Raw genomic sequence first — 24,245 nt, forward strand, 5'->3', positions numbered from 1 at the left:
TATCGCAGGAGTTGCACCATGTACGAACTCACCGGCGTCACCAAGCAGTACCGCAGGGGCCAGGAGAGAGTCGACGCGCTCGCCGGCATCGATCTGACCATCAGGGAGGGCGACCGTCTGGTCATCCAGGGGCCCACCGGCGGCGGCAAGTCCACGCTGCTGCAGATGCTGGGCGGTCTCGACCGGCCCACCTCGGGCAGCGTGGTCCTCGACGGTGTCGATCTGGCCAAACTGCCGGAGAGCCGGCTGACGGCCGTCCGCAGCCAGAACATCGGCTTCGTCTTCCAGTCCTTCAACCTCATCCCCACGCTCACCGCCCAGGAGAACGTGGAGACCGCGCTCGTCCCCATGGGCATCAAGGCGGGCGAGCGGCGCACGATGGCGGCGGAGGCACTGGAGTCCGTGGGCCTCGGCGAGCGCCGGGCGCATCTGCCGTCCGAGCTCTCCGGCGGCCAGCAGCAGCGCGTCGCGATCGCCCGTGCCCTGGTGAAGCGCCCCAAGGTGCTCCTCGCCGACGAGCCCACCGGCAACCTCGACGAGTCCATGCGCGACGAGATCGTGGACCTCCTCGAAGGGCTCTGGAAGGAGCACGGCCTGACCTTCGTGATGGTCACCCACGACAGCGCGATCGCCCGCCGCGCCCCGCGTCTGGCGACGATCCGCAAGGGCCGGATCACGATCAAGGAAAACCGCCACGCGGAGGCCGTGGAGGCCTAGACCCGCCCCCGCGAACCCCCTGGTGATGCCATGATGTGCGCCATCACGTACGAAAGTACGAAACTCGCACAAAGGTCCTGGGGGGTTCGTGGGAACGGGAACCGGAACGAGAACGGGAACAGGAACGGGAACGATCGGCGGCGCGCTGAGCGAGTTGAGATCCGCCCAGAAGTCCGCGAAGGGGGTCTCGCTCTACTCCCGGTTCGTCAACCGACCGGTGGGCCGCCTCCTCGCGGCCGGTTCGTACGCGCTGGGCCTGACTCCCAATCAAGTCACCTTGATCAGCGCCGGGTTCAGCTTCGCCGGCGTCGCCGCTCTGGCCCTCGGCACCCCCTCCTGGACGCTCGGTCTGCTGGTCTGGCTCGGGCTCGCCGTCGGCTTCGCCTTCGACTCCGCCGACGGACAGCTCGCCCGGCTGCGGGGTGGCGGCAGCCCCGCGGGGGAGTGGCTCGACCACGTCGTGGACTGCGCCAAGATCACCGCGCTGCACCTCGCCGTGCTGATCGCCTTCTACCGCCACCCCGGCCACTTCGGCACCGCCGACGACGGCTGGTTCCTGGTTCCCCTCGGCTTCCAACTCGCCGCCGTGGTCACCTTCTTCGGCGGACTGCTGACCGAGAAGCTGAAGCCCCGCCCGGCGCCTGGCACCCCGGCCGCCCAGCCCTCGACCCTGCGCGCGGTGGCCCTGCTCCCCGTCGACCACGGCGTCTTCTGCCTGGTCTTCCTGCTCCTCGGCGGCGGAACGGCGTTCCGCTGGGGCTACACGGCGCTCGGTGTCGCGAGCGCCGTGTTCCTCCTCGCCTTCCTCGCCAAGTGGTTCCGCGAACTCAGCGCAGCCCCTCGCTGACCCCGCTGATCCCGCCGACTCCGGTGCCCGGCTCGGCCTCCTGCGTCAGGAGGTCGAGCACGCGCCGCAGCTGGGTGCTGGAGGTGTGCATCGTGTACGGGAAGTAGACGATCTCCACCCCCACCCCCGCGAAGTCCCGCTCGAGACGGTCCCCCTTGGGCGTCCCGCGCCAGTCGTCACCCTTGAACAGCACGTCGAACCTGACCTGTTTCCAGGTCTCCAGCTTGTCCGGCACCGTCTCCACGAACGCCGCGTCGACGTACTTCACGTTGCGCACGATCTCCAACCGCTCGACCAGCGGAATCACCGGCCGGCGGCCCTTGGCGAGCTCCGCCATCTCGTCCGAGACCACCCCCGCCACCAGGTAGTCGCACTGACTGCGCGCGTGGCGAAGGATGTTGAGGTGCCCGATGTGGAAGAGGTCGTAGGCCCCCGGTGCGTAGCCGACGCGATACGGCCTTCCTGCGGTCATGTGCCAAACCCCCCAGGTGCGTTCGCGCTCCCCAGCGCGAAGGAGTTTCGACGATAGCGTGCACGTTCCGTTGAGAGTGGGTGAACGACTAGGGTGAAGTCCGGTTCGCGTCACTGGGGGAGAGGGGCGGTCGCGTGGACGAAGTGACGTCAGGGAGCGGCGACTTGGGGAATCGGGCGACGCGCAGACGGCTGCTCATGGTCTCCACCAACTACGCCCCCGAGCACGCCGGGATAGGCCCGTACGCCACGCAGATAGCCGAGCACTGGGCGGCGAGCGGTCACGAGACCCACGTCCTCGCGGGCATGCCGCACTACCCCGCCTGGTCCCTGGACCCGGCCTACGCCAAGGCGTGGCGCCGCACCGAGGAACGAGCGGGGGTCGTCGTCCACCGCCGGCGCCACACCGTCCCCGCCCGCCAAACCGCCCTGAAACGCGCCGCGTTCGAGGCGAGCGTGCTCGCCCACGGACTCCTCGCGCCGCCGAGCATGGCCCGCCCGCACGCCGTGCTCGCCCAGATGCCCAGCCTCGCCGGCGGCGTCATCGGCGCCCGCCTCGCTGCCCGTTGGCGCGTTCCGTACGTTCCCGTCGTCCAGGACCTGATGGGCGCGGCCGCCGCGCAGAGCGGCATCCGGGGCGGGGACCGCGCCGCCGCGCTCGCCGCCCGGGCGGAGACGTACGCGCTGCGCAGGGCCGCGCTCGTCGGCGTCATCCACGAGACCTTCGTCGACAAGGTCGCCGCCATGGGCGTCGACCCCCGCCGCATCCGGCTCGTCCCCAACTGGTCCCATGTGGCCGGTCCTTCGGGCTCCCGCGACGAGACCCGGCACCGGCTCGGCTGGGGCGACGGCGAGACCGTCGTCCTGCACTCCGGCAACATGGGCCTCAAGCAGGGACTCGACGTCCTGGTCGAAGCGGCCCGACGCGAGCCGAAGATCAGGATCGTCCTCCTCGGCGACGGCAACCAGCGAGCCCACCTCGAGGAGTTGGGCGCCGACGTCCCCAACCTCGACTTCATGGCGCCCGTCGGCGACGACGAGTTCCCCGACACCCTCGCCGCGGCGGACGTGCTCGCCGTCACCCAGCGCGCCTCGGTCCTCGACATGAGCGTGCCGTCCAAGCTGACCTCGTACTTCGCCGCCGGACGCCCCGTCGTCGCCTCCGTCGCCGCCGAGGGCGGCACCGCCCAGGAAGTCCTCCGTTCCGGTGCCGGAGTGCTCGTACCTCCGGAGGATCCCGACGCGCTGCTGGCCGAAATCCGTAGACTCGGCTCAGATCCGACGGCCGCCGACGCGCTCGGCGCACAGGGGCCCCGCCACGTCGAGGCCCATCTGACCCGAGCGGCCGGCCTCGCCCGGATCGACGCACTGATCGACGAGGCTCTGGGGGGTCCGAGCACGTGACACACTCGCACGTCACCGCGGTCGAGGACGACGAACCGGAGCTGCTGCGCGACCAGTTCCGTCAACTCCTGCGCTACCGCGCGATCATCATCGCCGGCATCGGCATCGGACTGCTCGGCGGCGTCTGGTTCGGGATGTCCAACGCCGACATCTATGTGGCCACCAGCCAGGTCGTGCTGCGCGCTCCCGTCAACGACCCCTTCAACCCAAGCATCTCGCAGGACAAGACTCTCAACATGGGGTCGGAGCGGCAGACCGCCCTCAGCAGCAGCGTCGCCGAACAGGCCGCGAAGAAGCTGGGCTGGACCGGCACCATCGGCCGACTTCAGAAGGACCTCCAGGTCACCAACCCGCCGCAGAGCCAGGTCCTCCAGTTCACCTACACCGCCGACACGCCCCAGGCAGCCGCCGACCGGGCCAACGCCGTCACCCAGGCCTACCTCGCGCTGCGCCAGAAGCAGTGGACCGACGTACGGGCCACCATGCTCGCCGGGCAGCAGCGGCAGCTCGACGAGGTGGCCAAGAAGCACGACCAGAAGACCAAGGAACTCGACCGGATGCCCGACGGGGCGGCCCGCGACGCCGAGTACGGCGTCAAGACCAACCTGCTCAACCGCATCAACGAACTCGATGCCCGGATCAGCCAGCTCAAGTCCCTCGACATGTCGCCCGGCACCGTCATCCGCGTCGCCACCGCCCCCGGCTACTCCGACGGCCCCGGGCTGCCCATGAGCCTCGGTCTCGGCGCCCTAGTCGGCGTGGCGCTCGGCCTGCTCGGCGCCTGGGTCCGGCTCGTCTTCGACCCCGCGCCCCGCTCCGCCGGCGACGTGGCCCGCGCGGTGCGCGCCCCCGTCCTCGGCACCCTGCCCCGCGGCTCCACCGACGTCCTCCTCGCCGAGGACCACACGGACGCCCGGGCCGCCGAGGAGTACCGCTCCGTCGCCTTCCGGCTCGCCTACGACCAGCGGTTCGCCGACCGACGGCGCCTCCTCGTCGTCGCCCCGCGCGGCTGCAACGAGGCCGCCGTCTCCGTCGCCTCCCACCTCGCCGCCTCCTTCGCCGAGACCGGCAAGGACGTCCTGCTCATCGAGGCCGACCTGCGCGACCCCACCCTCAAGGGCCGGCTCCGCGCCCACGCGGCGACCGCGCCCCGCTGGAGCAGCCCGGTGGAGAACCCGGAGCACGAGGAGAACGGCTGGCCCACCGGGCGCCAACTCTCCGTCGACGCGGGCGAGTCGGGCTCCTTCGGCCTCGTCCCCGGCGAGCGCGTACGGAACGTGGCGCGCGCCCTCACGGGCCCCCGCGTCACCCGGCTCATCGCCGAGGCCGACTCGCCGAACGCCACCGTCGTCGTCCTCGCCCCGCCCGTCCTCAACTACGCGGACGCCCTCGCGCTCGTCGACCGCGTCGACGGCGTCCTCATCGTCTGCGACCAGCGCGCCGTCCACCGTACGGACCTCCAGCGCATCCGCGAGCTGATAGCGGGCGCGGGCGGCACCGTCCTCGGCGCGGTCGTGCACTCCGGGCGCAGGCGCCGCCGCCCCGCCAAGCAGGACAAGGGCCATCGCGGGTCCGGCGGCGGCCGACGGTACACGCCGCCGCCCGCCCCCGAGGAGTTCGCCGCCGAACCCGAGCAGATCCTCCTCGGCGACGGCTCCGACACCGTCGCCCTGCGCGCACTCCGCGCGGAGGAGCTGCGCACCGGCGACATCCGCGCGGGCGACCGTTGAGACGTGCCGTGACCGTCGCCGCCTCGGTCCTCGACCAGGCGGCGGCCAGCCTCACCAACATCGCCGTCCTGGTGATCGCGGCGCGGGCCTCCAGCGCGGACGGCTTCGCTGCCTTCTCCATGGTGTACATCGTCTTCACCGTGCTCCTCGGCCTCGGCGCTGCCTTCGTCGGCCAGAGCGTCGTCCTGGAGAAGGGCGAGGAGCCCGAGGTCGGCGCGGCGGTCCGGTCCGCCGTCACCTTCACCGCCGTCGCCTCCACGGCTGCCGGAGTCCTCCTCCTGGCCGCCGGCGCGATCATCGGCGGTCCCACCGGCCTCGCCGTGCTCGCCCTCGGCGCGGTCCTCCCGGTCGTCCTCGTCCAGGACGGCCTGCGCTACGGCTTCTCCGCCCTCCGCGCGCCCCACCGGGCCCTCGCCGCCGACGTGCTCCGGCTCGCCTGCGTCGTACCGGCCCTGCTGCTCCAGCCGCACGGCAGCTCACCGGCCCAACTCGTCCTCGTCTGGGGCCTCTCGGCCCTGCCCGCCGCGCTCCTCGGGCTCGCCCTGCTGCACCCGTACGTACGGAAACGGCCGGGCACCCCCCGCCGGTATCTCCGCAGGGACCACCTCGGCCGTCGCTTCGTCGTCGAGTTCGCCGTCGGCAGCGGCTCGAGTCAGCTCGCCGTCCTCGGCCTCGGGCTCTTCGCGAGCCCCCTCGTCGTCGGCGCGCTGCGCGGCGCGACCACCCTCTTCGGCCCGCTCAACACGCTCTTCACCTCCGTCAACGCCTTCGGACCGCCGCTCCTCGGCCGGACGGGCTCCCGCCGCGCGACGGTACGGGCAGCCGCCGCGCTCGCCGCCGTCCTCGCCCTCGTCGCGCTCGGCTGGGCCGCCGTCCTGTACGCCCTCCCCGACCGCGTCGGCCGCCAACTCCTCGGCGTCACCTGGCAGTCCACCGCCGAGCTGCTGCCTGCCACCGGCGGCCAGTACGCGGTGATGGCGGCCGGCACCTGCGCCCTGGTCACCCTGCGCGTCCTCAGCCCCCGCGCCACGCTCGGCGTCCAGGTGGTCTTCTCCCTGCTCTCCGTCGCGCTGATGCTCGCCGGCTACGCCCTCGCCGGCGCCCCCGGCGCGGCCTGGGGCCTCGCCGCCGGCTCGGCGCTGAAGGCCCTTGCCGCGTGGATCCGGGTGAAGCGCACCCACCCGGAGCCCGTTGCGACGAGTCCGGAGGATCAGCGCAGTGCCGCGCCCTTGTCCTGACGCCAGGTGGTGACCAGGGCGATGCAGATCAGCGCGATCGCCACCCGGCCCGAGGCCTGGAGCAGCGGGCCGCGCAGCAGGATGAAGGAGTAGCCCGCCACCAGCGGCACCACCAGGGAGATCAGACTGCCCGGTGGAGCCCTGCGCGTGCCCCGGCGGGCGAACCGTCCGTCGACCCGGGCCGCCGCGTAGCCGAGCCCCGTCATCCCGGCGGCCATGCCGACCGCCCCGAAGTCGATCCACAGCTCGGCCCAGACGGGGGAGGAGAGATTGGTGTTCACCGTCCCCATCCACTGGCCGACCATCACCCCGGTGTCGCGCGGCTTGCCGGGCCACACCGAGCGCGGCACCGCGAAGAACACGGACCCGGCCAGCTGACGGCCGTACCGGTGCCGGCTGCCCGAGTTGACCAGCGTGATGGTGTTGGCGAACATGCCCACCTGGTCGTAGTCCTTGAGCGCGAGGGGCTCCAGGACCGAAGTCGTCTCGACCGGGCGGTAGTTCTTCTCGTCGTACCGGAAGCGGTCGGAGAACGGGAAGACGATCAGCGCCATCACCACCCCCAGGCTCAGCGCCGACCGGTACATCGCTGCGCTCACCGGAAAGACCGTGAACAGCAGCGAGAACATCACCGTCAGGAACCAGTAACGGGGGTTCGAAATGGGGTTGTTCACCACGAGGTTGAGCGCCACCAGGGCCAGGAACACCGCGACCACCATGGGACGGCGCCTGGCCCGCCGCGAGGTGACCAGCCAGCGGCTGTACACGAGGAGCGCGAAGAGCGCGGGCACGGTCCCGAAACCGCGCAGGAACGCCTGACCGGCCTGCGAGTCCGCCTGTGAGACGCCGGCCTCCTCGATCCCCGCGATGATCTCCTGGCGGCTGGAGAAGAACACGGCGGGCCCGCCGAGCTTCATGACGAACAGACCGCTGCACGCGAAGGCGAGCAGCACGAGCAGATACAGCCGCCGCCGGTGCACAAGGGCCGGCCGCCCCTCCGCCCTTCGGGACGTCCCCGGCCGGCCCCGGGCCAGCAGGGACCCGACGTCGAACGCCGCGCAGCCGACCAGGACGAGGGCCACCGCCATCGTCAGATCGGAGCGCGGACCCACCACCGGCGTCGGCACCCGGCCCAGGACGGCCTGGGCGAGCGGCGCCACCCCCATCGCCATGTAGACGAAGAGCCAGAACGAGCCCTGCAGGAGCTTGCGCCGACTGGTGAGGATCATGGCCGAGAGCCGCGCCCCGGCGTACATGGTCAGCGCGATCTGGAGGTAGTACGCGGCGTCGTGCACGCCCGCGCCCGGCTGGATCGCCACCAGGAGCGGCAGGAACACCGTGAAGCCGAGCACGAGCGGGATCGAGAGCGCCCGCGAGAGCAGCGTGCGCGGTGACACGGCGGGCGCGAGCAGCAACGGCGCCGGTACGACGGGATCGTTCACGGCGGGATCGGGTACGACGGGATCCGGTCGCGCCGGGGTGTCCGTACCGCGCACTTCGGTCGTCATCGCGCCCCCTGGAGCCCGGGAGCCACGGCTCCCCGGATCTCGAAGTCCCCACCCCGGACCATCACTTCGCGCCAGTCTACCGACGCCCCCCTGTCACCTCCCGGCAACCGTTAGTCTGATCGGCGGGCGCCTGGGGAGGCGCCGGTGGGGGTGAACTCATGCGGAATCTACCGGCCTTCACTCTGGCCGGATACGACAAGGGCCGCGGCAGACTCGTGCAGGCCCTCTGGTTCGCGGTGATGAACACGGTCTTCATGGCCTGGTTCTGCCCGGCCCGGCTACGGGTCGGGCTGCTGCGGGCCTTCGGCGCGACCATAGGCGACGGCGTGCTCATACGGCACCGGGTCAGAGTCCTGTGGCCCTGGAAGCTGACCGTCGGCGACCACACCTGGATCGGCGAGGGCGCCTGGCTGCTCAACCTGGAGCCCATCACGCTCGGCGCCCAAGTCTGCGTCTCCCAGGAGGCGTTGCTCTGCACCGGCAGCCACGACCACCGGGCCGCCGACTTCCGCTACCGCAACGCCCCGATCACCGTCGAGGACGGCGCCTGGGTCGCGGCCCGCGCCACCGTCCTCGCCGGCGTCACCGTCGGCCGGCACGCGGTCGTCGCCGCCGGTACGACGCTCCACAAGGACCTCCCGGAGCTCACCCTGCACACGGCCGACGGCCGCCGACCGGTTCCGGTGCCCGCGTGAGCGGCCCCGGGGGCGCCCGAAGCCTCAAGGTCCTGCACGCGGTCACGCTGCACAGCCCCACGCACGCCTTCGGCGGGCCGGTCCGGGTCGCCGTGAACCTCGGCAAGGGCCTCGCCGCACGCGGCCACCGGGTCCGACTGACCGCCCTCGGCGACGGCTTCCCGGGCCCGCTGCCGACCGACGTCGACGGCGTGCCCGCCCGGCTCTACCGGGCCCGCTCCGTCCTCCCGCTCGGCTTCAGCGGCATCACCTCGCCCGCGCTCCTCGCCGGGGCCGCCGCCCTGGTCAAGGACGCCGACGTCGTCCACGTCCACCTCGCCCGCGACCTCGTGACCCTGCCCGTAGCCCTGGCCGCGCTCCGGGCGGGCCGCCCGCTGGTGCTCCAGACACACGGCATGGTCGACCCGAGCGACAAGCCGCTCGCCAAGCTCCTGGACGCGGTCGCCGTCCGGCGCGTGCTGCGCGGCGCCTCCGCCGTCCTGTACCTGACGGACCGCGAGCGACGGGACCTGGACGCGGTCGTCGGCGGCCCGCTCCCCGGAGCCGTACGCCTGGTCAACGGCGTACCGGCGCAGGAGCCACGCCCCGCGCCGACCGGACCGCCCCGCATCCTGTACGCGGCCCGGCTCCAGGCCCGTAAACGGCCGACCGACTTCGTGGCGGCCGTCCCGGAGATCCTGCGCCACCACCCCGACGCCACCTTCGTCCTGGCGGGACCGGACGAGGGCGAGCGGGCCGCCGTGGACGCTCTCGTCGCCGAACTGGGCGTCGGGGACCGGGTGAGCCTGCCCGGGCCGCTGACCTCCGAGCGGATGCTGGAGGAGCTGCGCCGGGCGCACGTGTACGTCCTGCCCTCGGTCGACGAGCCCTTCCCGATGTCCGTCCTGGAGGCGCTGTCGGTGGGCACCCCGGCCGTCGTCACCACCTCCAACGGGCTCGCCCGGGACATCACGGAGGCGGGCGCCGGCCGGGTGGTCACGGACGCGGCGGGCCTGGCCCCGGCCGTACGGGAGCTCCTGGAGCCGGGCGAGAACGACGCCGCGTCGGCCGCGGCCCGGAAGCTGGCCGCCGAGGCCTTCTCGATGGACGCGGTCCTGGACACCCTGCTCGGGGTGTACGAGCGGGCCGCCGGCCCGCGCTGACCCCCGCTCCGGACGCGGGAGAGCCCGGTGCGGTCCTCGGACCGGCACCGGGCTCTCCGCGTGTCTTCGTGACCGCGCTACGCCGGCAGCCAGGCGTAGCACGCGCTGGAGGTGAACTCCTTAGCCCCCGCAGGGACGTTCGCGCGAACCGGTCCCTGGGAGCCGGGCGCGGGACCGGAGGCGAGGACCTTGCCGTCCGCGCCGAGGGCCTGCCACGCGCAGGCGGGATTCGTGGTCAGGGCGCGGTAGGTGCCGGCCTGCGGGGCCTTGACCGTACCCTCGCCGAAGCCGGTCCTCGCGGTCACGAGCAGCGGCTGCTGCGCGGTGCACAGGTGCGTGATCACCGCCTCGGCGTCCGGGATGTCCCCGGCGACGATCGCGCCGACGGCCGCGTCCTTGTCCCGCTTCGCGGTGCGCTGAAGGCGCTGGCAGGACTCCTGCCCGGTCTGGAGCACGGCGGCCGGGTCCGTGTTCACCGGCACCCGCCCGCTCAGATACTTCTTCTCCTTCTCCGTGAACGAACCCGTGACGGGCTTCAGCTGCGCGTCGGGCACGACCGGCCCCTTGGACGCGGTGGCGGAGGCGGTCGGACCGGCGCTCTCCGCCGCCTCGGCCTGCCGGTCGGGCACGGCGGCGGACCGCGTGGGCCCGGCCGCCTTGGGCGGAGCTTCGGTGGATCCACCGTCGCTCGGGGACGAGCAGGCGGTCAGGGCGAGCAGCGCGGCGAGCACGGCCGCCGCCGGTGCCGCTGCCGGGCGCCGGTGAAGAGGTCGACGCATGAGGGAACTCCCGTGGTACGTCGGATGCGGGGCCCGGTCGGCCGGGCCCCGCATCCGGTGATGGAAGGACGGTGACCGGTTACGGCGCGCCGAAGGTGAGCACCAGCTCCGGAGTGCCCTCCGCCGCCGTCGCCTCGGACGACCAGAGCCAGAGCGGATCGGTCCCGGTGCTGGTCAGCGCCAGGCTGTACGAGCCGCCGAGCGCCGCCGCGATCGCCGGGGTGTCCAGCGTGGCCGAGTAGACGGTCGACCCGTCCACCGCCCCGCTCAGCGTCCCGACCGGACCCGAACCGAGCGCGGGCCGGTTGTTGTACGTCACCGTGTCCTCGGCCCACGCCCCCGTGACGGGCACGACCGAGACGGAGTCGGTCGAGCCCGCGCCGGTCATCGTGGTCGTCTTCACCGCGAGCCGGGCGCTCTTGAGGACCTTGCCCGCCGGGGCGGCGGGCAGCGGGAACCGCAGGTACGACTCGTACGCCGAGGTGCCGCGGACGGCCAGCGAGCTGGACGTGCCGTAGTTCGTGCCGGGCGCGCCCGCGTTGGCGTAGGTGTCCTCCGTGGCCGTGACGGCGGTGACCGTGTCGGCGGGCGCGGAGGCCAGGCTGTGGTGCTGGGAGACCTGCGTGCCGGTGAGCGCCGTCGGGTAGACGGCGGCCTCGTCGAGCTGGCCGGCGAAGAAGCTGCTCGTCGGACGCAGCGGCCAGCTGCCGAGGTTGTCGGCGCCGACGTGCCAGTAGCCGTCGTAACTCTGGTTCGTGGTCACACTGTTGGAGCCGACCAGCCTGCCGTCGATGTACAGCCGCATGCCCTCCGGGCCCTGGGTGCCCACGGCGTGGTGCCAGGCACCGTTGTTGTACGAGCCGAGGGAGGTGAGCGTGCGCGTGGAGCCGCTGTACACACCGAAGACGATGTTGCCGAAGTTGGTCATGTACAGGTGCTTGTCGTAACTGCCGCTGTTGCGCGTGGTGTTGTTGCCGAAACCGATCAGCTTGCCGCCGCGGTTCGTGGTGGTCTTGAACCAGGTCTCGATCGTGAACGGGCCGGTGACGGACTGCCGCCGGTCGCTGTGGATCTGCTCGTCCGAGCCGTTGAGCGCGACGGCCGTGGAGGGACCGGAGACTGCGCCCGGGGTCTGGCGCAGCGCGGGGGCGTTGACGTACAGACCGCTGTTGTCACCGCCGTCGGAGGAGTCGGCCGCGTACGGCGTGGTCGACTCGTCGAAGCGCCAGTACAGCGACGCCCCGTCCGCGATCACCCGGGAGGCGTACGGCTCCGGGGAGGTCGGCACGGTCACCGTGGACGTCGCCGAGAGCGCGCTGGTGTTGCCGGCGTCGTCCCCCGCGGTCACCCGGTAGCTGTAGGTCTGGCCCGGGATCACACCGGTGTCCTTGAACGACACCTGCGGGCGCGACCAGTGCAGCGAGTTGCCCTGGACGGTCGCGATCGGGGTCGCGGCACCGTTGCGGTAGACCTTGTACGTCAGCCTCGAGTCGTCCAGGTCGAGGCTGGAACGCCAGCGGATCTGGACCGAGTTCGGGCCGACGGCGGCGGCACTGGCGACCGGGACGGTCGGCGCGCCGGTGTCGGGGCCCGACGCGAAGCGGGTCAGACCCTGCGCGGGCGCCCCGTTGGTGGTGGTGAACTCACCGCCCACCCACAGGTACTTGGTGGCGCCGGTGCCCGAGACCGTGAAGGCGCGCGGGCCGATGCCCTCGCCGATGCCGTCGTTGGTGTCGGGGAACCAGCCGAGCTTGCCGGTCGACGTGGTCGGCTGGGCGAGCAGGTGGTAGCGGCGCCCGTCGGGGAACTCGCCCACACTGGAGCAGTCGTGGGCGTGCGAGGCGCTGTAGAGCACGCCCTCGTACGAGCGGACGGCCTGGGTGGCGCCCAGGCACGTGTCGCGCCAGCGCTGCTCGAAGTTCGACAGGTTCAGGGCGATCCGCCCGTCGAAGACCCCGCCGCCGGTGCCCTCGTTGCCGGTGTAGAACCCGGTGGCGTCGGTCTCGATGTCCTTGACGACGGAGTTCTGCGGGATCCAGCCGTTGGGGTACGCCTTCGTCAGGGCGCCGGTCGTGGCGTTCACCACGGCCAGGGCGTGCGAGTTGGCGCCGTTGACGGTGAAGAAGTCGCCGCCGAGCAGGACGTTCTGCCCGTCCGGTGTCACCTCGATCGCGCGGCCCGGCTCGTCGGCGTCGGCCCTGAACGGCAGCAGCGCGCCGGCGGTGGTGATGGCCGCGAACCGCTCCCGGGTCTGCCCCTCGACGGTGCCGAAGTCCCCGGCCGCGTAGATGGTGGTGTCGGTGACGGCGAGCGCCCGCACGGTCGCGGGGAAGCTCGGGGTGAAGGAGGCCCTCGGCGTGCAGGTGGCGACGTCGATCGCGACGAGGCTGGAGACCGGGGTGCCGTTGACGGCGCCGAAGTATCCACCCGCGTACAGCGTCTTCTTGTCCGGCGAGACGACGAGCGTCCGCACGGTCGCGGTGCCGCTTCCGACGGTGAAGGAGAGGGTGCAGTCGGTGGGCGCGCCCGTGGCCGCGTCCATCGCCGCGAAGTTGACGGCGCTCCGCGGAGCGCCGGCCGTACCGTCGGGCGGGCGCACCTCGGAGAAGGTGCCGCCGACGAAGACGGTGTCGTTCGTCTCGGCCAGAGCCCAGACGACACCGTTGGTCTGCCAGGTCGGCAGATCGTCCGCGGTGAAGGCCACCGGCGGCGTCAGGGCCGCGGCCGTCGGGGCCAACGAGCCCCCGGCTCCGGCCGCGACGGTCAGGACGAGGGCAGCGGTGAGCCCCCAGGATCTACGCATGTTCCCCCCAGGCGTGATAGCCCAGTCAATGTGGCGTGAAGTGGTGCAACTGCCATCTGATGAATGCGAACTGTACGACGAACTGACAACCGGATAAGGCCACTTGGCGAATCCCGTACCATCCGGCCCCGCAGCCGCCTGGGCCGCCACCGCCCCACGGGCGTCCACTGGGCCGGAAACCGCAGCTCAGCGGTCGATGCGCACCGTGGCACCGGCCAACTGGTCGTCCACGAGCCGGACATCGGCGTCGACCATGATCCGGGCCAGCTCCTCCACGTGGACGGCGGGTTTCCAGCCGAGCAGCTCCCGCGCCCGGCTCGCGTCGCCGATCAGCGCGTCCACCTCGCTGGGGCGCTCGTACTTGGGGTCGTACCGCACGTGCTCGGACCAGTCGAGCCCCACGTGCGCGAAGGCCGTCTCCACGAACTGCCGTACCGTGGACGGGACTCCGGTCGCCACCACGTAGTCGGTCGGCTCGTCCCGCTGGAGCATCCGCCACATCGCGTCGACGTACTCGGGGGCGTACCCCCAGTCGCGCACGGCGTCGAGGTTGCCCAGGTAGAGCCGGTCCTGCAGCCCCGCCTTGATCCGCGCGACCGCCCGGGTCACCTTGCGGGTCACGAAGGTCTCGCCCCGGCGCGGCGACTCGTGGTTGAACAGCACCCCGTTCACCGCGAACATCCCGTACGCCTCGCGGTAGTTGACCGTCGCCCAGTACGCGAAGACCTTCGCGGCGCCGTACGGGCTGCGCGGGTGGAACGGGGTCCCCTCGTTCTGCGGCGGCGGTGTCGCGCCGAACATCTCGGAGGAGGACGCCTGGTAGATCCGGGTGTCGATGCCGCTCGCCCGGATCGCCTCCAGGAGCCGCAGTGCGCCGAGACCGGTCACGTCACCGGTGTACAGCGGGGCGTCGAAGGAGACCCGCACATGCGACTGCGCGCCCAGGTTGTAGACCTCGTCGGGGCGGATGTCGCGGAGCAGGTTCACCAGCGCCACACCGTCCGAGAGGTCCGCGTGGTGCAGGACGAAGGAACGGTTCGCCTGCTGCGGGTCCTGGTAGATGTGGTCGATCCGCTCGGTGTTGAAGCTCGACGAGCGGCGGACCAGGCCGTGCACGGTATAGCCCTTGGACATCAGCAGTTCGGCCAGGTACGAACCGTCCTGCCCGGTGACGCCGGTGATGAGTGCGGTCTTGCCCATACGTTGCTGCCCCTCCCTGACGGACCGGCCCCCAGCCGATCCGTGTCATACGGAAATGGTGTGTTACAGGCCGTTTATCCCGATCTGATGTACTAAAGCCCCCCTCGGCCTGGCATGATCCGGGCCATGACTGAATCGACGAGCGCCGCCCCGAGAGCAACGACGTCGTACCTGCCCGAGCGGGCCCGGATATTCGTCGCGGGCCACCGCGGCCTCGTGGGCTCCGCGATCGCCCGCCGCCTCACCGCCGACGGGCACGAGGTGATCACCAGGACCCGCGCCGAACTCGATCTGCGCGACGCCGAGCGGACCGCCGCCTTCCTCGCCGAGACCCGCCCCGACGCCGTCGTGCTCGCTGCGGCGAAGGTCGGCGGGATCATGGCGAACAGCACCTACCCGGTGCAGTTCCTGGAGGAGAACCTCCGGATCCAGCTCGCCGTCGTCGCCGGCGCGCACGCCGCCGGCGTCGCCCGGCTGCTCTTCCTCGGCTCGTCCTGCATCTACCCCCGGCTCGCCCCCCAGCCCATCACCGAGGACGCCCTCCTGACGGGCCCGCTGGAGCCCACCAACGAGGCCTACGCGCTGGCGAAGATCGCCGGGATCGTGCAGATCCAGGCGTACCGCAAGCAGTACGGAACCGCCTACGTCTCGGCGATGCCGACCAACCTCTACGGCCCCGGCGACAACTTCGACCTGGAGAGCTCGCACGTCCTGCCCGCCCTGGTCCGCCGCTTCCACGAGGCCCGCGAGGAGGACAGGGAGGAGATCACCCTCTGGGGCTCCGGCACCCCGCGCCGCGAGTTCCTGCACGTCGACGACCTCGCCGCCGCCTGCGCCGTCCTGCTGGACCGCTACGACGGCGATGAGCCGGTCAACATCGGCTGCGGCGAGGACCTCACGATCCGCGAACTCGCCGAAACCGTCGCCGAGGTGACGGGATATCAGGGCCGGATCGCCTGGGACACGAGCAAGCCCGACGGCACTCCGCGCAAACTCCTCGACGTGACCCGGCTGACCGGCCTCGGCTGGAAGCCGGCCGTCGCCCTGCCGGACGGCATCGCTGCCACCTACGCCTGGTGGCGGGAACAGCGCTGATCTCATGCGGCGGCCGGCCCGTCAGTACGCTCCGCGACCGTCGACGACGGCGCGGAACGTACGGGCCATGACATCCACATCACTGGTGAACGACCAGTTGTCCACGTAGTGCAGATCGAGCTCGACCGTCTCGTCCCACGACAGGTCCGAACGGCCGCTGATCTGCCAAAGACCCGTCATCCCCGGCCGCACGGCGAGGCGCCGCAGCTCCACGTCCCCGTACCGCGCCACCTCCTCCGGCAGTGGCGGACGCGGCCCGACCAGCGACATCGAGCCGAGCAGGACGTTGATCAACTGGGGCAGCTCGTCGAGCGAGGTGCGGCGCAGCAGCCGGCCCACCCGCGTCACGCGCGGGTCGCGGCGCATCTTGAACATCAGACCGTCGTGCTCGTTGGCGCGCTCCAGCTCCGCCTTGCGGGCGTCGGCGTCCAGGAACATCGTGCGGAACTTCCACATGACGAACGGCTCCCGGCCCTGGCCCACCCGCACCTGCCGGTAGAACACCGGACCCTGCGAGCCGAGCCGCACGGCCGCGCCGATCGCCAGGAACACCGGCGAGAGGACCAGCAGACCGAAGGCCGCGCCCGCCCGGTCCATCACCGACTTGAGGACCGGCTGTACGCCGCTGCGCAGCGGTGGAGCGACCCGGAGCAGCGCGAGCCCGGCCGCCGATGTGGTCTCCAGGCGCTTGACCGCGCACTCCACCAGGCCTGGCGCCAGGGCCAGTTCGGTCCCGGCGTCGTGCAGCCCCCAGGACAGCCGACGCAACCGCTCGCCCGCCATCCGGGGACCGGCCGCGACGAGCACGATGTCCGCCTCCAACTCGCGCGCTGCGGTGAGGACATGACAGGTGTCGCCGTCCGCCGCCTCCGGCGTCGTGGCCCCCAGGCGCACCGCGACGGGGGCGCCGGTGCGGACCGGCCCCTCTCCTATCGCGACCACGCCGACCACCACGTACGGGTGCTCGGTCCGCCCCGCGAGATGCTCCGCCACGTCACCGGCCGCCGCGGGCTCGCCGAGGACGAGCACGCGGGTGACCACCTGCGCCTCCCGGCGCGCGGCCACCAGGTGATGCCACGTCAACTTCGAGCAGATCAGCGTGAGTACGGGCGCGGGCAGCAGGATCGCGAGGCAGAGCAGCGCCGGGTGGTGCAGATCGGCGGCGGCCCGCAGCACGGCCAGTACGCCCAGCAGGATCAGCCAGTCGTGCAGCACGGGCAGGCTGCCCCGCGACTCCCCGAGTTCCCGCCGCGCGTACCTCCGGCGCAGCGCCCGCACCGCGACCCAGGACAGGGCGGCGACGACGGCGCCCGCATAGGCGTACGGCTGATGCTGGAGCCGGAGAACCAGCGCCACCGGCACGCCCACCCCCAGGGCGTCGACGGTCAGCGCGACGACCGGATACCAGCCCGCCTTCGTGCGGGAACGCGTCGCGGCGGCCGGTGAACCGGCTGCGGATCCAGTGGAGTTGGTCTCAGTGGTGCGGGCATGCCACATGTACCCCCCAGGCACGTGTCGACGTTCGCCATCTTGTTCGTCGACCCCCTGATCGACGAACAAGCGTCGCAACGCCGGAACAGTACGACATACAGACGCACGTCCGCTGCAGTTCACGCGAACGACCTCAGAAGGTGATGGCGTATTCATCTCGTGACATCGGGGCCGGTGTGGTCACGGCCGGACGCATGATACGTCTGTCCAACGGGAGTTGACGCACGTGAGGCCATGAAAAGAAGAGGTGGGGATGTGGTGGAGGGGGACGAGGTCGGCATGGGGGAGAGCGCTAGAGATGTGGCGGAAAGCACACCCCCTGTCACGCCACGTAAGCGCCGAGTGGGCCCGAAACGCGTTCTGTTGGGCGCGCTCGCCCTCCTCGGCATCGGCATCCTGCTGGCGGGCGGCGCCGGCTGGTGGGCGGTCGAGCACTACACCGGCAAAGTCGACCGCATCCCCGGCGCCTTCCCCACCCACGTCCCGCCCGCCGAGCAACCCGCCCCCTCCAAGGGCGGGTTGACCTTCCTGCTCGTCGGCGTCGACAGCCGCTCCGACCTGCCCACCACCGGACGCGACGCCAAGGCCCCGACCTGGAAGTACGGTGCCCAGCGCAGCGACACGATGATGCTGGTCCACCTCCCGGCCGACCACTCCGGCGCCTACGTGGTCTCGCTGCCCCGCGACTCCTGGGTCGCCATCCCCGGACACGGCACGTCCAAGCTCAACGCCGCCTTCTCCTGGGGCGGCCCGCCCCTCCTCATCGACACCGTCCAACGCCTCACCGACGTCCGCGTCGACCACCTCGCGATCATCGACTGGGAGGGGTTCAAGCAGCTCACCGACACCGTCGGAGGGGTCGACCTCCGCGTCGACGGCACGGTCCGCCACATGAACGGCGAGCAGGCCCTCGTCTACGTACGCGAGCGCAAGAACCTGCCGCGCGGCGACCTCGACCGCACCCAGCGCCAGCAGAACTTCCTGCGCGCCGTCCTCACCAAGGCCATGACCACCCGCAACCTGACCAACCCGGTCAGGACGGCGGAACTGCTCGACGACCTCACCGCGAGCGTCAGCGTCGACGACCGCCTCAGCGACGGCGATCTGCGCGAACTCCTCTGGGACAACAAGTCCGTTCGCCCCGGCGACATGGTCTTCATGAACGCCCCCGTCACCGGCACCGACACGATCAAGGGACAGTCCGTCGTCCTCCTCGACACGAAGGAATCCGGCGCGCTGTGGGCCGCGATGCGGAACGACACCATGGCCGCCTACGTCGCCGCTCACCGCACCGACCGCCTCGGAAGCGGTACGCAGTAGGCCGCCCGGACCCGCCCGCCACACGCCCGACGGTGGTTGTTCCACCGCCGGTCATCGGCTGTACTACAGCCAGCCCGCACGGACCTGAAGCCGTCCGCGGGACCGGCGAGCAGTTCCGAACGACCCTAAGGACGCCCATGGCTGACAGGTCATCGGACCGGACCCATCGGTCACCCGGGCGGCGCAGAATCCTCCTGGGAATCGTCCTCGGCGTCCTGCTCCTCGGCGCCTGGGCCGGCATCGGCACAGCGGGCGGCCTCCGCACCGACGTGCCCGCCGCGTCGGCGCCTTCGAAGGCGTACAGCACCGCCCTCCCCTTCGACCTGCCGCCGACGGCCGAACTGCGCCGCTCGGAAAAGCTGGTCTTCGCCCACTACTTCACCCCGTACCCCCTCTCCCTCGACAACGAGCCCGCCGACCGCGACTACTACACAAGGAACTACCTGACCCCGGACGGCGAGAAGGGCAAGCACAGCGCCTACGGAGGACTCCTCCGCGACCGCCCGCTCCCCGCCGCCCCCGAGACCGGGAACTGGGAACTCGCCCACCTCCGCCAGGAGATCCGCACCGCCCGCGACGCCGGACTCGACGGCTTCACCCTCGACCTGCTCTCCGAGAGCGGACGCAACCGGGACCGCGCCGAACTGCTCCTCAGGGCCGCGCGGGAGGAGGACCCCGGCTTCCGGATCCAGCTCATGCCGGACATGACGGCCCTCACCGCCGCCACCCCCGCCTCCCTCGCCGACCTCCTCGCGGAACTGGCCCGCTCCCCCTCGGCGCACCGGCTGCTCGACGGCCGGCTCGTCGTCTCCCCGTTCAAAGCCGAGGAGAAGAGCCCCGACTGGTGGCGGGCGACGATGCGGGAACTGGAGACCCGGCATGGCATCAGGACCGCCCTCGTCCCGCTCTTCCTCGACTTCACCCCCGACCGGGACGGCTACGCGGCGATCAGCCACGGCCTCTCCGAATGGGGCGCCCGCAGCCCCGACCGGCAGGCCGGCGCCGTGGCCGACGCCGAACGGGCCCACCGGCTGGGCAAGATCTGGATGCACCCGGTCTCCGTCCAGGACGCCCGCCCCAACCAAGGCCTCTTCGACGAGGCGGGCAACACCGAGACGCTGCACGCGAGTTGGCAGGCGGCCATCGACTCCCGCGCCGACTGGGTCCAGCTCACCACCTGGAACGACTACTCCGAGGGCAGCCAGGTCGCGCCCTCCCTGCACAACGGCCACGCCTACCTGGACCTCTCCTCCTACTACCTGACCCGGTTCAAGACCGGCGCCTGGCCCAAGATCCTGCGTGACACGCTCTACCTCACCGCGCGCGTCCAGTTCGTCGACGACCTGCCGCCCGCCACGCTCCAGCCCCAGGTGATACGGCCCCGCGAAGGCACCGCCACACCCCGCGACACCGTCGAGGTCCTCTCCTTCCTCACCGCCCCGGCCGAGGTTCGCACCAGGACGGGCACCACCGCCGGCAGCTACCGCGCACCGTCGGGCGTCCACGCCCGCCTTCTGCCGCTGCGTACCGGACACAGCTCCGCGACCGCCGTGCGGGACGGCACGACCACGACGGCGGTCACCAGCCGCTACCCGGTCCGCCGCCCGGTCGACAGGCAGGACCTGCAGTACTACGCGGTGACGAGCGGCCGCGCCCAGCGCTGAGGCGGCTGTCAGTGGCGGGTCCTACCGTGGGTGTATGACGACGAATCGGGGGGTCTTCGAGGCGGCGACGGGGGACGAACCGCCGCTGCCGGAGGGAGACGCGGAACAGAGATCGCGCGATGTGCGGGCGGCCGTCGAAGGGTTGCTCCAGATCCGGCGGCTGACCGGCGGGAGGGGTGCCGCCGAGTGGGAGCGGAGGCAGCCCGTGAGGGCGGTGGCGCTCGCTCTGGAAGCGGCGGGGATCACGCCCTCCGCCGTCGACGCCTCGGGCACGCGGGTGGTGACGGGTTACCGCGTCACGGCCGGGGAGCGGCCCGGCACCACGGTGGTGGAGTGGGTGGGGCCGCCCGGTGGCGGGGCCGCCCAGGAGGAGGAGTCCGCCCTGCGCGCCTGCGTGCCCGCGATCGAGCGGTTCGGCTGGGAGGCGCTGCTCTACCGTGGGCCGCGCCGCAGACGGTTCCTGGAGGTGGAGCCGAGCGCGTAGGGGAGTTGCGACGGCTCGGCTCGCCTCGGATCAGGCGATGGAGGCGGAGACGATCGCGGAGACCGCGAGGTTGCAGGAGGCCGTCACCCAGACCGCCGGGTGCGGCTGCGGGTCGACGAGGGTGGCGCCCAGCTTGCCGGGCGTGACCAGGTCCACCACGAGGAAGGCGACGGCCATCATGACGAGGCCGAGCAGACCGAAGGCGGCCGTCGAGGCGAGGCCCTTGCCGAAGTCGTCGTACGTCGTCCAGATGGAGGTGAAGACGATGCCGCCGATACCGAGCAGCGCGGAGCTCAGCAGGGTCGCGGCGTTGCGGTTGCGCTCCTCCCATATCTGGCGCCCGAGCTTCCCCGGCGTGAGGACGTCCACCAGGACGATGCCGAGTATCAGCAGCACCACGCCGAGGGCGCCGTAGGCGGAGGCCCGGCCGAGGCCGTTGATGATGTCGCTCATGGGTTGCCGGCTCCGAGAAATGAGGGATCGTGAGTGATCGCGGTCAAGGACCGGCAAAATGTAGCGCATACGCCGAGGGCCCCGGCCAGGTGGCCGGGGCCCAGGTCGTCCGTGGGGGCCGGGGGCGTCGTCCGGGGGACCAGGGTGGACGGTTCAGACGCCCGGCGGCAGGTCCTTCGCCCGCGAGCGCACCCGGAGCGCGGTGACGATCTCGACGACGCCCACGACGAGCAGCCACACACCGCCCAGGACCATGAGCACCGCCGCTGATTCGAGCGGCGACACGATCAGGACGATGCCGGCGAGGGCGTTGACGACCCCGAGGAAGATCTGCCAGCCGCGGGCCGGCATCGCGGGGTCGGAGACGGCCGCCACGGTCTGCGTGATGCCTCGGAACAGCCAGCCGATGCCGATCCAGATCGCGAGCAGCAGGATCGACTGCGTCGCGCCCTTGAAGCAGAACAGGCCCAACAGGATCGACAGGGTGCCGCTGATGAACGCCATCACGCGCAGCGCGGTCGAGGCGTGCGTACCGAAGGCCGCCACCAGCTGCATCACACCGCTGAACAGCAGATACAGGCCGAACAGGATTCCCGCCACGAACAGCGAGGCACCCGGCCAGACAAGGACCAGGATCCCGAGGACCAGCGAGGCGAGACCGGCGACGAGCAGCGCCTGCCAGGCGGCACCGGCCAGCGCGCCGAGCGGCCCGGGCAGCACGTCCCGGTCCGGGCGCCCGCTCCCGTAGGGGTCGGAGCCGTAGAGGTCGGAACCGTCGGACGGCTGGTGATGCTTCTGCGTCATGGGGAACACTCCCGTCCGCTCAGAGCGGTGTCGCGTAGGTACTGAGGAAGAGCGCCTCCGCCACGCTCTCGTTGGGTCCGTGGATGAGACAGCCCGGCTCCTCCACCCTGGGCGGCCCGAGCGGCATAAGCCCCTTCACTCAAGCAGTACGGGGCAAAGGCCGCAAAACATCCCCATGTGGAGCAACAACAGCGAGGCCTCGGGGCGGGTCGCGGCGACAGTGGAAGACGTACGTACGTCCGCCTTCGGCTCTGCCCAGGGAGACCCCAGATGACCACCCTCAACCGACGCGACCTCGGGCTTCTGGTCCTCCGGGTCGGCACCGGTGCCGTTCTCGCCGCGCACGGTACGCAGAAGCTCTTCGGCTGGTTCGGGGGCGGCGGCTTGGATGCCACGGCTAAGGGCATGGAGGCGATGGGCTTCCATCCGCCCCGCGAGAGCGCGATCGCCGCGGGTCTCGGCGAGGCGGGCGGCGGGGTGCTGCTGGCCCTGGGCCTGGCCACCCCGGCGGCCGGCGCCGCCGCGGCCGGGGCGATGGCGGGCGCGGTCGCCGTCCACGCGCCGGCGGGCTTCTTCGCCGCGGGCGGCGGCTACGAGTACCCGGCGTTCCTCGGCTTCTCGGCGGCCGCCATCGGTATCGCGGGCGCCGGCCGCTACTCCCTCGACCACGCCACCTGCCACGTCCTGGACCGCCCCTGGGTCGTGGCGACCGCCTTCCTCGGCAGCGCGCTCGCGGCCGCCGCCGTCGTGGGCCGCCGCGCCCAGGGGAGGGCGGAGGCGGCGCACGAGGCGGAGGGGGCGGGGGAGGGCGAGGAGTCCTAGTCGAGGAACTCCCCGTCGCGGGCGACGACGACCCCGCCGTGGACGACCATGTCGCGCCTCGGCATGTCCACCACGACCTGGGGCAGGCACTCGCCCGCGACGAGCACGAAGTCGGCCGGGGCGCCGGGTGCGAGGTCGGCGTGCGCGAGGCCCATCACGTCCGCGCCACCGTGGGCGGCGACGCGGTAACAGTTCGCCAGCTCCTCGTCGAGGCGCACGTCCGTCACCCACCCGAGCAGATGCGCGCGGTGCATCATGTCGGCGTTGCCGAACGGGCTCCAGGAGTCGCGCACACCGTCGGAGCCGAGCCCGACCCGGACGCCGTGCTCGCGCAGTCGGGCGATCGGCAGCACGAGGGAGTCGGACGGCGCCACGGTGGTGAGCGCGATGTCCTGCTCGCCCAAGTCGGCTGCGATGGAGCCGAGTTCCTTGTCCGTCAGGCCCGGAAGACAGAACACGTGACTGACGGTGACCTTGCCGGCGAGGGACAGCGCGCGCGTCCGCTCGACGATGCCGCGCATGGCTTTCATGCCCTTCTCACCGCGGTCGTGCAGATGGATGTCCACGCCGACGCCGTGCCGCTCCGCGATGCCGAAGACGAGGTCGAGCTGCTCGTCGAGGGCGTCGTCGAAGCCGATCGGGTCGATGCCGCCGATCATGTCGATGGCCCCCGAACGCGCCGCCTCCTCCAGCAGCTCCGCCGTACCCGGGGTGCGGACGACACCGTGCTGCGGGAACGCCACGATCTGCACGTCGAGCGCGTCACGCAGCCGCTCACGCGCCTCCGCGACGCCCTCGACACTCGCGAGCCCGTAGGCCGGGGCCACATCGGCGTGGGCGCGCATCGCCCGCGTACCGCGCGTGACGGCATGGGCCATGAGCCCGTACGCCCGCTTCGCGACGGGCCGGCGCTGACTGCGGAACAACTCCACGTCCTGGGCGAGGTAGTCGGCGATGGCGCTCGCCGGCCGCCGCGAGACCCAGGAGCCGCCCCAGGTCGTCTTGTCGGGGTGGATGTGCGCGTCCACGAGCGACGGCAACGCGATCCGCCCACCCCCGTCGACGACCTTCGCGCCGCGAGGAGCCGGGCCGTTAGCTATCCGCCCGTCGACGACCACGAGATCTGTCGCCTTGGCGGCGCCGAACACCCGCACGTCACGGAAGACGACGGCCTTGCTCCGCCGGTCGGCGCGGCCGTGGGTTGCTGCTGGTGCGGCTGCGGCGGCGGGTGAAGCCACGGCGCCCGCCGTGGCCGTCGCACCGGCGAGGGCGGCGGCGCCGGCCAGCATGGTGCGGCGGGAGAGCGCGCTGGGGGAGGGGGAGGAGGGCTGCATGGGGACTCCTTGGGGGAGGGAAGAGGGTGTGGGGGAGGGTTGGGGGCGACGGGACGGGGCACATCCGGCCAGGACTTCGGCTGATGGCGGTGCGGCTGCGGGAAGCTCGCCTGTACCGCGGGGCCGTACACGGGGGCCCGCGTGGCGGGGTCAGTCGCGACGACCCTGTGCTGGGGCCGTGCGACCAGGTCAGAGGACGCCCCGTACTGGGGTCGCGCGGCGAGGTCAGAGGGCAACCCGTGCG

The 24,245-nt window shown here is 72.0% G+C and carries 21 protein-coding genes; 12 read left to right on the forward strand and 9 right to left on the reverse strand.

Annotation, left to right across the window (positions count from 1 at the left end; all coding sequences use genetic code 11):
• The first annotated feature begins 18 nt into the window (after positions 1 to 18).
• Both ACFWRO_RS18395 and ACFWRO_RS18400 read left to right on the forward strand, forming a co-directional pair.
• Complete coding sequence (locus ACFWRO_RS18395; protein ID WP_384511338.1) at positions 19 to 717, forward strand: ABC transporter ATP-binding protein; 699 nt, start codon at positions 19 to 21, stop codon at positions 715 to 717.
• 88 nt (positions 718 to 805) lie between these two features.
• Complete coding sequence (locus ACFWRO_RS18400) at positions 806 to 1,564, forward strand: CDP-alcohol phosphatidyltransferase family protein (RefSeq protein ID WP_384511340.1); 759 nt, start codon at positions 806 to 808, stop codon at positions 1,562 to 1,564.
• Here the strand turns inward: ACFWRO_RS18400 and ACFWRO_RS18405 are convergent.
• Positions 1,545 to 2,036 (reverse strand): adenylyltransferase/cytidyltransferase family protein, encoded by a 492-nt coding sequence (locus ACFWRO_RS18405; RefSeq protein ID WP_384511342.1) that lies wholly within the window; start codon positions 2,034 to 2,036, stop codon positions 1,545 to 1,547. The genes ACFWRO_RS18400 and ACFWRO_RS18405 overlap by 20 nt on opposite strands.
• A gap of 197 nt (positions 2,037 to 2,233) precedes the next feature.
• Here ACFWRO_RS18405 and ACFWRO_RS18410 point away from each other — a divergent pair, with 197 nt between their 5' ends.
• The 3 genes from ACFWRO_RS18410 to ACFWRO_RS18420 are packed head-to-tail and all read left to right on the forward strand — an operon-like array spanning position 2,234 to position 6,407.
• Positions 2,234 to 3,439 carry a glycosyltransferase family 4 protein gene (locus ACFWRO_RS18410; RefSeq protein WP_384511549.1) on the forward strand — a complete coding sequence of 402 codons (1,206 nt, stop codon included), beginning with the start codon at positions 2,234 to 2,236 and terminating at the stop codon, positions 3,437 to 3,439.
• The gene (locus tag ACFWRO_RS18415) at positions 3,436 to 5,169 is read left to right on the forward strand and encodes a lipopolysaccharide biosynthesis protein (RefSeq protein WP_384511345.1); all 1,734 of its coding nucleotides are present in this window, start codon (positions 3,436 to 3,438) and stop codon (positions 5,167 to 5,169) included. Before ACFWRO_RS18410 ends, ACFWRO_RS18415 begins: the two co-directional genes overlap by 4 nt.
• Positions 5,166 to 6,407 carry a hypothetical protein gene (locus ACFWRO_RS18420; RefSeq protein ID WP_384511348.1) on the forward strand — a complete coding sequence of 414 codons (1,242 nt, stop codon included), beginning with the start codon at positions 5,166 to 5,168 and terminating at the stop codon, positions 6,405 to 6,407. Before ACFWRO_RS18415 ends, ACFWRO_RS18420 begins: the two co-directional genes overlap by 4 nt.
• On the opposite strand, the gene ACFWRO_RS18425 is transcribed toward ACFWRO_RS18420, so the two are convergent.
• On the reverse strand, positions 6,380 to 7,915 hold the full coding sequence (locus ACFWRO_RS18425; protein WP_384511351.1) for a hypothetical protein: 1,536 nt from the start codon (positions 7,913 to 7,915) through the stop codon (positions 6,380 to 6,382). The two genes, ACFWRO_RS18420 and ACFWRO_RS18425, sit on opposite strands and share 28 nt — an antisense overlap.
• A gap of 158 nt (positions 7,916 to 8,073) precedes the next feature.
• Between ACFWRO_RS18425 and ACFWRO_RS18430 the strand changes: the two genes are divergently transcribed.
• The gene (locus ACFWRO_RS18430; RefSeq protein WP_384511354.1) at positions 8,074 to 8,610 is read left to right on the forward strand and encodes a WcaF family extracellular polysaccharide biosynthesis acetyltransferase; all 537 of its coding nucleotides are present in this window, start codon (positions 8,074 to 8,076) and stop codon (positions 8,608 to 8,610) included.
• Positions 8,607 to 9,752 carry a glycosyltransferase gene (locus ACFWRO_RS18435; protein ID WP_384511357.1) on the forward strand — a complete coding sequence of 382 codons (1,146 nt, stop codon included), beginning with the start codon at positions 8,607 to 8,609 and terminating at the stop codon, positions 9,750 to 9,752. Before ACFWRO_RS18430 ends, ACFWRO_RS18435 begins: the two co-directional genes overlap by 4 nt.
• A gap of 77 nt (positions 9,753 to 9,829) precedes the next feature.
• Here the strand turns inward: ACFWRO_RS18435 and ACFWRO_RS18440 are convergent, their stop codons facing one another.
• From ACFWRO_RS18440 to gmd, 3 genes are all read right to left on the reverse strand, one after another.
• Complete coding sequence (locus tag ACFWRO_RS18440; RefSeq protein ID WP_384511360.1) at positions 9,830 to 10,531, reverse strand: hypothetical protein; 702 nt, start codon at positions 10,529 to 10,531, stop codon at positions 9,830 to 9,832.
• 79 nt (positions 10,532 to 10,610) lie between these two features.
• On the reverse strand, positions 10,611 to 13,334 hold the full coding sequence (locus ACFWRO_RS18445; RefSeq protein WP_384511363.1) for a DNRLRE domain-containing protein: 2,724 nt from the start codon (positions 13,332 to 13,334) through the stop codon (positions 10,611 to 10,613).
• Positions 13,335 to 13,520: 186 nt separating this feature from the next.
• The gene (gene gmd, locus ACFWRO_RS18450; RefSeq protein ID WP_384511366.1) at positions 13,521 to 14,534 is read right to left on the reverse strand and encodes a GDP-mannose 4,6-dehydratase; all 1,014 of its coding nucleotides are present in this window, start codon (positions 14,532 to 14,534) and stop codon (positions 13,521 to 13,523) included.
• Between the two features lie 126 nt (positions 14,535 to 14,660).
• Here gmd and ACFWRO_RS18455 point away from each other — a divergent pair, with 126 nt between their 5' ends.
• Positions 14,661 to 15,629 (forward strand): GDP-L-fucose synthase family protein, encoded by a 969-nt coding sequence (locus ACFWRO_RS18455; protein ID WP_384511369.1) that lies wholly within the window; start codon positions 14,661 to 14,663, stop codon positions 15,627 to 15,629.
• Positions 15,630 to 15,650: 21 nt separating this feature from the next.
• On the opposite strand, the gene ACFWRO_RS18460 is transcribed toward ACFWRO_RS18455, so the two are convergent.
• Positions 15,651 to 17,126 (reverse strand): sugar transferase, encoded by a 1,476-nt coding sequence (locus tag ACFWRO_RS18460; protein WP_384511372.1) that lies wholly within the window; start codon positions 17,124 to 17,126, stop codon positions 15,651 to 15,653.
• A 357-nt stretch (positions 17,127 to 17,483) separates the two neighbouring features.
• On the opposite strand from ACFWRO_RS18460, the gene ACFWRO_RS18465 reads away from it, so the two are divergent.
• The 3 genes from ACFWRO_RS18465 to ACFWRO_RS18475 all read left to right on the forward strand — a co-directional run bounded on the left by ACFWRO_RS18465 (position 17,484) and on the right by ACFWRO_RS18475 (position 20,588).
• Positions 17,484 to 18,440, forward strand: coding sequence for an LCP family protein (locus ACFWRO_RS18465; RefSeq protein WP_384511375.1), 957 nt, complete (start codon positions 17,484 to 17,486; stop codon positions 18,438 to 18,440).
• Between the two features lie 137 nt (positions 18,441 to 18,577).
• Positions 18,578 to 20,104, forward strand: coding sequence for a glycoside hydrolase family 71 protein (locus tag ACFWRO_RS18470; protein ID WP_384511377.1), 1,527 nt, complete (start codon positions 18,578 to 18,580; stop codon positions 20,102 to 20,104).
• Between the two features lie 34 nt (positions 20,105 to 20,138).
• A complete protein-coding gene (locus tag ACFWRO_RS18475; RefSeq protein ID WP_384511380.1) occupies positions 20,139 to 20,588 on the forward strand; it encodes a hypothetical protein in 450 nt (149 codons plus the stop codon).
• Positions 20,589 to 20,618: 30 nt separating this feature from the next.
• On the opposite strand, the gene ACFWRO_RS18480 is transcribed toward ACFWRO_RS18475, so the two are convergent.
• The gene (locus ACFWRO_RS18480) at positions 20,619 to 21,041 is read right to left on the reverse strand and encodes a DUF350 domain-containing protein (protein WP_384511382.1); all 423 of its coding nucleotides are present in this window, start codon (positions 21,039 to 21,041) and stop codon (positions 20,619 to 20,621) included.
• Between the two features lie 153 nt (positions 21,042 to 21,194).
• On the reverse strand, positions 21,195 to 21,845 hold the full coding sequence (locus ACFWRO_RS18485; RefSeq protein WP_384511384.1) for an HdeD family acid-resistance protein: 651 nt from the start codon (positions 21,843 to 21,845) through the stop codon (positions 21,195 to 21,197).
• Positions 21,846 to 22,115: 270 nt separating this feature from the next.
• Here ACFWRO_RS18485 and ACFWRO_RS18490 point away from each other — a divergent pair, with 270 nt between their 5' ends.
• Positions 22,116 to 22,667 carry a DoxX family membrane protein gene (locus ACFWRO_RS18490; protein WP_384511387.1) on the forward strand — a complete coding sequence of 184 codons (552 nt, stop codon included), beginning with the start codon at positions 22,116 to 22,118 and terminating at the stop codon, positions 22,665 to 22,667.
• On the opposite strand, the gene ACFWRO_RS18495 is transcribed toward ACFWRO_RS18490, so the two are convergent.
• The gene (locus tag ACFWRO_RS18495) at positions 22,664 to 24,001 is read right to left on the reverse strand and encodes an amidohydrolase family protein (RefSeq protein ID WP_384511389.1); all 1,338 of its coding nucleotides are present in this window, start codon (positions 23,999 to 24,001) and stop codon (positions 22,664 to 22,666) included. The genes ACFWRO_RS18490 and ACFWRO_RS18495 overlap by 4 nt on opposite strands.
• Between the last annotated feature and the right edge of the window lie 244 nt (positions 24,002 to 24,245).

Source organism: Streptomyces sp. NPDC058579 (assembly GCF_042718575.1).
Lineage (GTDB): Bacteria > Actinomycetota > Actinomycetes > Streptomycetales > Streptomycetaceae > Streptomyces.